Source organism: Streptococcus pseudopneumoniae (genome assembly GCF_001074975.1).
GTDB lineage: Bacteria > Bacillota > Bacilli > Lactobacillales > Streptococcaceae > Streptococcus > Streptococcus pseudopneumoniae_D.
Genome location: NZ_JUUO01000099.1, coordinates 1 through 7,034, shown reverse-complemented (window position 1 = coordinate 7,034; position 7,034 = coordinate 1). Strand labels below are relative to the sequence as shown.

Sequence of the window (7,034 nt, the reverse complement as noted above, 5' to 3'; positions counted from 1 at the left end):
CGCATGCACTTAACCAATAAAGAGATTATAGACAAGCTTTTGAGCTATTCAGAAGACTTGAAACACCACTATCATCTCTATCAACTCTTGCTTTTTCACTTTCAGAATAAGGAACCGGAGAAATTTTTCGGACTCATTGAGGAAAATCTAAAGAAAGTTCATCCTCTTTTTAAGACTGTCTTTAAAACATTTCTAAAGGACAAAGAGAAAATCGTCAATGCCCTTCAGTTACCCTATTCTAATGCCAAATTAGAAGCAACCAATAATCTCATCAAACTTATCAAACGCAATGCCTTTGGTTTTCGGAACTTTGAAAACTTCAAAAAACGGATTTTTATCGCTCTGAATATCAAAAAAGAAAGGACGAAATTTGTCCTTTCTCGAGCTTAGCTTTTCTTCAACCCACTACAGTTGACAAAGAGCCATAAACTGACGTGGTTTGAAGAGATTTTTGAAGAGTATGAAAAAGAAAAAACGAACGAGACTTACTTCCTATCATGAAAGCTAGATCTCATTCGTCAAAATGATATTACAAAGTCGGGTTTATCCATTCATTGAAACATGAACATGGTCATAGTGGTTTTCTGTTACGCTACCACGGTCTGGCATTGGGTTCCAAGTATTAGCTGGCCCATATTTGCTATCGAATGGAGCATAGAATCGTTGTTTCCAGATGATATAACTAATTCCACGGCTGACCATGTTTTGAATAGCGTATTCCGCAATCTTATCCCCTAGTTCTGAGCTTTCTGGTACCATAAAGTCGATAGCCAAACCTTTTCCGTGATCTCCACTGTCTCCTGGACGGTAACCACTAAAGGATGTGATGCCAAACAAGTTAGCAATTTCTTCTTTAAAGGCAGCTGTTTGTGGTTGGAGACCTGCATTTTCAGATTTCGCTACTGCCAGTCCAGCATAATCGGGCGCAGCTGGTGCAGCGTAAGTTGTTGAAACCATTTTCGTCTCTTCTGGTTGATAAGTAGAAACTGTTGGTGTAACTTCTTTTGCTTCTTCTGAACTTGTTGCAGTTGCTTCGATTGCTGTTTCTTCTGCTGGAGTTGTAGTTTCTTCCACTGTTGACTCAGCCTGAGGGCTTGCTTGTGTTTCCTGCTTCTCAGTTGGAATCGTTGCCTGAGAAACTGCTTCTGCAACTGCACTGCTTGTTTCGGTTGTTTGCTCCGCTGACGTTGAAGTATTTGTAGATGGTGCCACTTCTTCTGCAGTAATAACTGTCTCTGCAACTTCTGAACTTGATGCCACTTCTTTTGTTCTTGTAGTTTCTACCGCTTTTGGATCTTCTGCAATCGGTTGAGAAAGGTCTGCAACCTGAACAGTTTGGTCATCAACCGTCACTTGATTGGTTGTCAAATCTGCTGTCGCAGTTGTCACTTCTTCACTAGAAGCCGCTTGAGGTGTTTGGATTTCAACTTCCGTTACTTCTTCTGCTTCATTGACAGTCGTTGTCAAAACAGTTTCTGGGAAAATCAAGTCCATATCCGTGATTTTATTTAAATTCGCAAGAACTGTGACATCTACACCCAAGGCTTCTGCAATTGTGCTCAAGGTATCACCATACTGAACGGTATAACTTGTTTTGTTATCCGTTTTAGTCAAATCGTTTTGGATTTGCTCAACACTACGTGCAGTCCAAAGAACTTCTTCTGCTTGAGTTGCCAATACTGGGGCAAATGACAAGGCTACTGTTGAGGCTAATAATATTCTTTTCTTCATTCTTTCAAATTCCTTTCAAATGAGTACCTGTCTATGATAACACAAAAAATGCAGAAAAAAAGCCCTCTCGGGCCTATTTAACAGAACTGTCCATTCCTTGTAACAAACTCGATTACTTGAAATAGTTTGTTAGGTCTCTGTCACAAAACTGACACAATCTTATCGTCACTTTCCTTCAAAAATATAAGGAATATCTGCTAGTGCTTGAATTCTGTAATTCCCTTCATAAGTCTACTCTAAAAAATTGATGCTCTGAATACCACTATTCTGGGCAAATTCCACATCCAGAGTCCGATCCCCTATATAATAGGTTTTCTCAGGATCCAACTGATACTTATCTATCAGATAGGTAGCCGCTTCTGGACTTGGCTTCCGTTCAAAACCACTCTGACTTGTTAGAATCTCTGTAAAATAGGATTCCAAACCCAAGTCTCTGAGAATGGTAAAAGCATTGTCCCCCTTATGAGTATAGACAAACTGCTGAATTCCTGCTTGGTCTGCCCAAGCTAGCATCTCACGCGCACCTGGCATCAAAACTACCTGAACATTCTTCTCAGCCAGACTCTGTGCACGCACCTGATTTAGCACTTCCACATCCAGTTTTCTCTCTTCCGCCACCTGCACAAGCAAATCCTGAACAGAATACTTGAGAATAAACTCTCTCACCTTCTCCTTATCATAAGGAATAGCAAACTGACCAAAAGTCTCCTCAATCCCTGATAAAATCGCTTCATAAGAGTCCAATAAAGTCCCGTCTAAATCCCAAATAAAAGCTGTTTTTTGCATTTCCTATCCTTTCAAGCTCATATAGCGCTGGTAACGGTAACGTAGAAATAACCAACGAAAACCATTATCCAAAAGAGTTCCGGCCCAAATACCAGGCAAGCCCCAACCAAGCACAATCCCCATCAGATATCCTGTTCCAATGCGGATACACCACATTCCTATACTTGTCGCATAAAAGGGAAGCCGGGCATTGCCCAAACCCTGCCAGACTGCTGTATAGATGACTGTTCCTATCGTCATAGGAGTACCAAGTAGTGAAAAAAGTGCCACCAAAACACTAGCTTCAACCGCAACAGGATCAGTCGTATAGAGATGAGTCAGTGGTATCCCTAAGGAATAGATGATAAGTATCAAGGGTAACATGAGAAGTAGAGAAAGCCAAAAGGTTTGCTTGCTCAAACTAGCTACTCTTTTCCAATTATCCTCTCCAACTGCTCGGGCCACCAGCATGACCGTTGCCGTAGCGACACCAAAGGCAGGCATATAGTTAAACTGGGTCAAGACTTCTCCGATTGCATTTCCAGCCACTGCCTCCGTTCCAAAAGAAACGACCAAGGCAATAATAACGACATCCCCAGCCCGCATCATAAGCCGCTCCCCAGCTGCTGGAAAAGCCAAGGTCAATAGTTCCTTATCTAAGGTAAAAGTCAGTTTCTCAAAAGGCAACTTTAATTGCGACCATAAAATCACAAGACCAACCAAACGAGACAGAATAGTCCCCCAAGCAACACCAGCTATCCCCATATCGAGGACAAAAATAGCTAGACTTGAAAAAAGAATATTCAAGGCATTGGAGAAAAGATTCACATAGAGAGGCAAACGTGGATTATGCGTTGCACGAATCAAGGCACCCAAACTAGTCATTAAGCCCAAGAGAACAATCGATCCGCCTACCAAAGATAGGTAGAGTCCACCACTCTCAGCCACATCTCTCTCCGTCCCCAAAAGTCCTATCATCTCTTGCCCAGCGAAGATGGATAAAGCTCCTAAAAGGAAACTTAATAATAATGTAATCTTCAAGGCCTCAGTCACATGATAGGCTAACTTAGACTGATTCTTCTGCCCTAAACTTTTTGAAATAACACTGGAAATAGCAGCTCCCAGAGCGATGAAAATCGCCTGATAAATGGTGATAATATTACCTGCTACTGATACGCCTGAAATGGCTATCAATCCTAAATGAGCAACCAAATAACTGTCCACCATCCCCATGAGCATCTGCAAAAAGTTTTCACCCATAGCTGGCAAGGCAATATTCAGAATGTCTTTATTTTTCTTAAACAATCCTTCCTCCTGATGAAAAGAAACTCAGTTGGTTTCCCAACCGAGTTTACTCCCTCTGTCTTAAAGTCCTAGATAAGCCTCAACCGCTGCTTTCATATCAGCAGCTGCCACTGTTGTCTTGTGACGAACTGGAGCTGTTTCAAGTCCATCAACTGCCGGTGGCACAGCCACTCCTGAGATTTCATGTAATTGAGCCAAGGCTTCAAAGTCAGTCAAGCCAACTTTCCCTGTTACAGCTTCTACTGCAACCACTGGGAACTTGTATGGACTAGCTGTTGATGCAATTACTGTCTTAGTCGCATCGCCAGTAGCCACTTGGTACTTTTTATAAACTGCTGAGGCAACCGCTGTATGTGGATCCTCGATATAAGAATCTGACTCATAAACACGCTTGATTTCTGCTGCCGTTTCTTCCTCAGTCGCATATTCAGCTGCAAAAAGGTCAAGAATCTCTTCATCAAAATCTGTCAATTCATACTGACCTTGGTTATTCAAAGCATTCATGAGTTCAGCTGTCTTAACCGCATCATTCCCCAAAAGATGGAAAATCAAGCGCTCCAAGTTTGAAGATACCAAAATATCCATAGATGGGCTAGTTGTTATCTTAAACTCACGCTTCTTGTCGTAAACACGTGTCTTGAAGAAGTCTGTCAAGACATTATTGTCATTTGAAGCACAAATCAATTTGCCAACTGGGAGACCGATTTGTTTGGCATAGAAGGCAGCCAAGATATTTCCAAAGTTTCCAGTCGGCACTGTGAAGTTGACCTTATCACCAGCCACAATCTCACCAGTCTTAACCAACTGAGCATAGGCATAAACATAATAAACAATTTGTGGCACCAAACGACCAATGTTCATAGAGTTAGCAGATGAAAATTGCAGCTTGTTGGCGGCTAATTTTTCACGAAGGGTCACGTCATTAAACATGTGCTTCACATTTGTTTGCGCATCGTCAAAGTTACCGTCTATAGCGATAACATGAGTGTTGTCACCAGTCTGAGTAGTCATTTGCAACTCTTGTACCTTACTGACACCATCCTTTGGATAAAAGACGATAATCTCAGTGCCAGGAACATCCGCAAAGCCTGCCATAGCAGCTTTCCCAGTATCACCAGATGTCGCTGTCAAGATGACAATCTTGTTCTCCAAACCATGTTTCTTAGCAGCTGTTGTCATAAAGTATGGCAAGATAGACAAGGCCATATCCTTAAAAGCAATTGTTGAACCATGGAAAAGTTCCAAGTTATATTGTCCGTCTAATTTCACTAATGGCGCGATAACAGGAGTATCAAATTTGCTATCGTAGGCATTATTGATACAGTAGTCCAACTCCTCAGCAGTAAAGTCATCTAAAAATGCTGACAAAACTAACTTAGCAACTTCCTGATAAGAAGCAACTTTCAATTTGTCAAAATCCAAATCTACCTTTGGATAAGTAAGCGGTGTAAATAAACCACCGTCCGTCGCCAAACCTTGCAAAATTGCTTGGCTGGCAGTTACTGTATTGTTGGCATCACGCGTTGATTGATAAACTAATGTCATTACTCTCTATCCTTTATCTATAGTCTCTTCCATTATATCATGATTTTTCAGAAAATTCTCCCTTTATAAGAGAAATTATAGGCCCAATTCTTCTTTCAAAGACTGTAAATAGATTGTTTCTTGCTTATTTCTCATCTTCAGTCCTTCCTCAGCTAGCAGGAGTAAGTCTTTGGAAAATTCAATAATCGCAGTTTCTTCCTCATCTGTAAGCTTTTTCTTAGAAAATTGCCGTCTTAAAAACTTATAATCACAACCAAATTTCTTAAAGAAAGGTGCTGTTTCTAAGTAAACTACTAACTTATCTAAATTAACCAACAATCCCAAGTGAAAGGCGGCAGAAGCGAAGGTTTGATCTAGAGGCTGAGTACACACACTACGAAACTCAACTGTTCCCCGAGTCGTTAAGTCCTGGTACTGGTAACTACGATGAGTTTCAAAGTCTTTCTCTTGAGGGTAAATAAGAACCTCATCCCCATTAAGATCAAATGCTTGGATTTCAGGTGTCCCCAGATAGTCTCTTGCCTGAATTGGATAAAAATAGTAGGTTTGCCCATCACGTTCCGCAGTAAAAATTGCAGAATGATCTAGATAATCAAAAAAATTGTCTTCATCTTTAAAGAGTCTAGCATTGATCCCAACATTCTCTGGATAGATACCATGCATCGATTCTTCCCAGAAAATATCCCTTGAAATTTTCGTATCCCAATCTGCACCAGAAAACTCAGAGTTTGCAAATAAATAAGCCTTAGCTGCTTCAATTTGAGTAAAAACATTAATCACCCGTAAGTAGTTAGACTTTGAAACATCCAGCTGAACCTGACTCCCACAGATAAAAGCTCCATAGTCAGGGAATTGATGTAAGTCTGATTCAGTCACATTTCTACTCAAATTCAAATAGTCCATCAACATGCGATACCGTGAGTAAGCAACTGGACTATTCTCATTTTTATCCCAGTTGGGATGAATACCATAGCCAACAATAGCATGGTTTGATTCAGCTAACTTCTTCTGGATAGCTTCCATATAAATACTAAAACGTTCCTCAACAGCTTGTATTGTTTCAGCCTTGGCAAATGCAAACTCAATCGTAGTATAGGAAACTTCAAATAAAATAGCATCCTGACTTACTGGATCCACTAACTGGATAGGATTCCCAAAATCATCAACCTTTTCGACAGTAAAATCAAAAGAAGAAACTAAATATCGGAATAAGTACTTGATAACTTCAACATCTGTAGCATCCCCTTCCAAGTTTACAACAGGAAATTCCAGCTCAATCCCGACAAACAATTCAGGATTTTCTTTAATATTTTTCAAATACCGATGTTTTAATAAATCGATAGAACGAGACATACTTCCCTACACTTTCATAATCTAAATAAAATTTGAATAACTATTATTATACCAAAAATAATATAAAAAAATAGAATTGTGGCTCTATAATATTTGTAGTGGGTAAATCCCCTATGGATATTATGGAGCCTATTTTGTTGTAGAAAAAAGTCCCATAAAATCTATAATGAAAAGCGACAAAACAACTCATTAGAAAGATTCATATGGAACAATTACATTTTATCACAAAATTACTAGACATTAAAGACCCTAATATCCAAATTATGGATGTCATTATAGTCGCTTAGTTTATAAAATACGTGTTATAATAAAGCTATGGCATATAGTACTGATTT

General features: G+C 39.8%; 6 protein-coding genes. 1 reads left to right on the top strand and 5 read right to left on the bottom strand.

What is annotated here, in order from left to right:
* The coding region (locus ADI86_RS05440; protein ID WP_049532099.1) for an ISL3 family transposase at positions 1 to 390 on the top strand (390 nt) is incomplete at its 5' end.
* Positions 391 to 543: 153 nt separating this feature from the next.
* Here the strand turns inward: ADI86_RS05440 and ADI86_RS05435 are convergent.
* From ADI86_RS05435 to ADI86_RS05415, 5 genes are all read right to left on the bottom strand, one after another.
* Positions 544 to 1,731 (bottom strand): LysM peptidoglycan-binding domain-containing protein, encoded by a 1,188-nt coding sequence (locus ADI86_RS05435; RefSeq protein WP_049532098.1) that lies wholly within the window; start codon positions 1,729 to 1,731, stop codon positions 544 to 546.
* Between the two features lie 231 nt (positions 1,732 to 1,962).
* A complete protein-coding gene (locus tag ADI86_RS05430; protein ID WP_049532097.1) occupies positions 1,963 to 2,517 on the bottom strand; it encodes an HAD family hydrolase in 555 nt (184 codons plus the stop codon).
* Between the two features lie 3 nt (positions 2,518 to 2,520).
* Positions 2,521 to 3,801, bottom strand: a complete 1,281-nt coding sequence (locus ADI86_RS05425; protein WP_049532096.1) for an MATE family efflux transporter — start codon at positions 3,799 to 3,801, stop codon at positions 2,521 to 2,523.
* A 60-nt stretch (positions 3,802 to 3,861) separates the two neighbouring features.
* Positions 3,862 to 5,346: a threonine synthase gene (gene thrC / locus ADI86_RS05420; RefSeq protein ID WP_049532095.1), complete on the bottom strand. Its 1,485-nt coding sequence runs from the start codon at positions 5,344 to 5,346 to the stop codon at positions 3,862 to 3,864.
* Positions 5,347 to 5,421: 75 nt separating this feature from the next.
* Positions 5,422 to 6,699, bottom strand: coding sequence for a glutamyl-tRNA synthetase (locus ADI86_RS05415; RefSeq protein WP_049532094.1), 1,278 nt, complete (start codon positions 6,697 to 6,699; stop codon positions 5,422 to 5,424).
* Positions 6,700 to 7,034 lie beyond the last annotated feature (335 nt).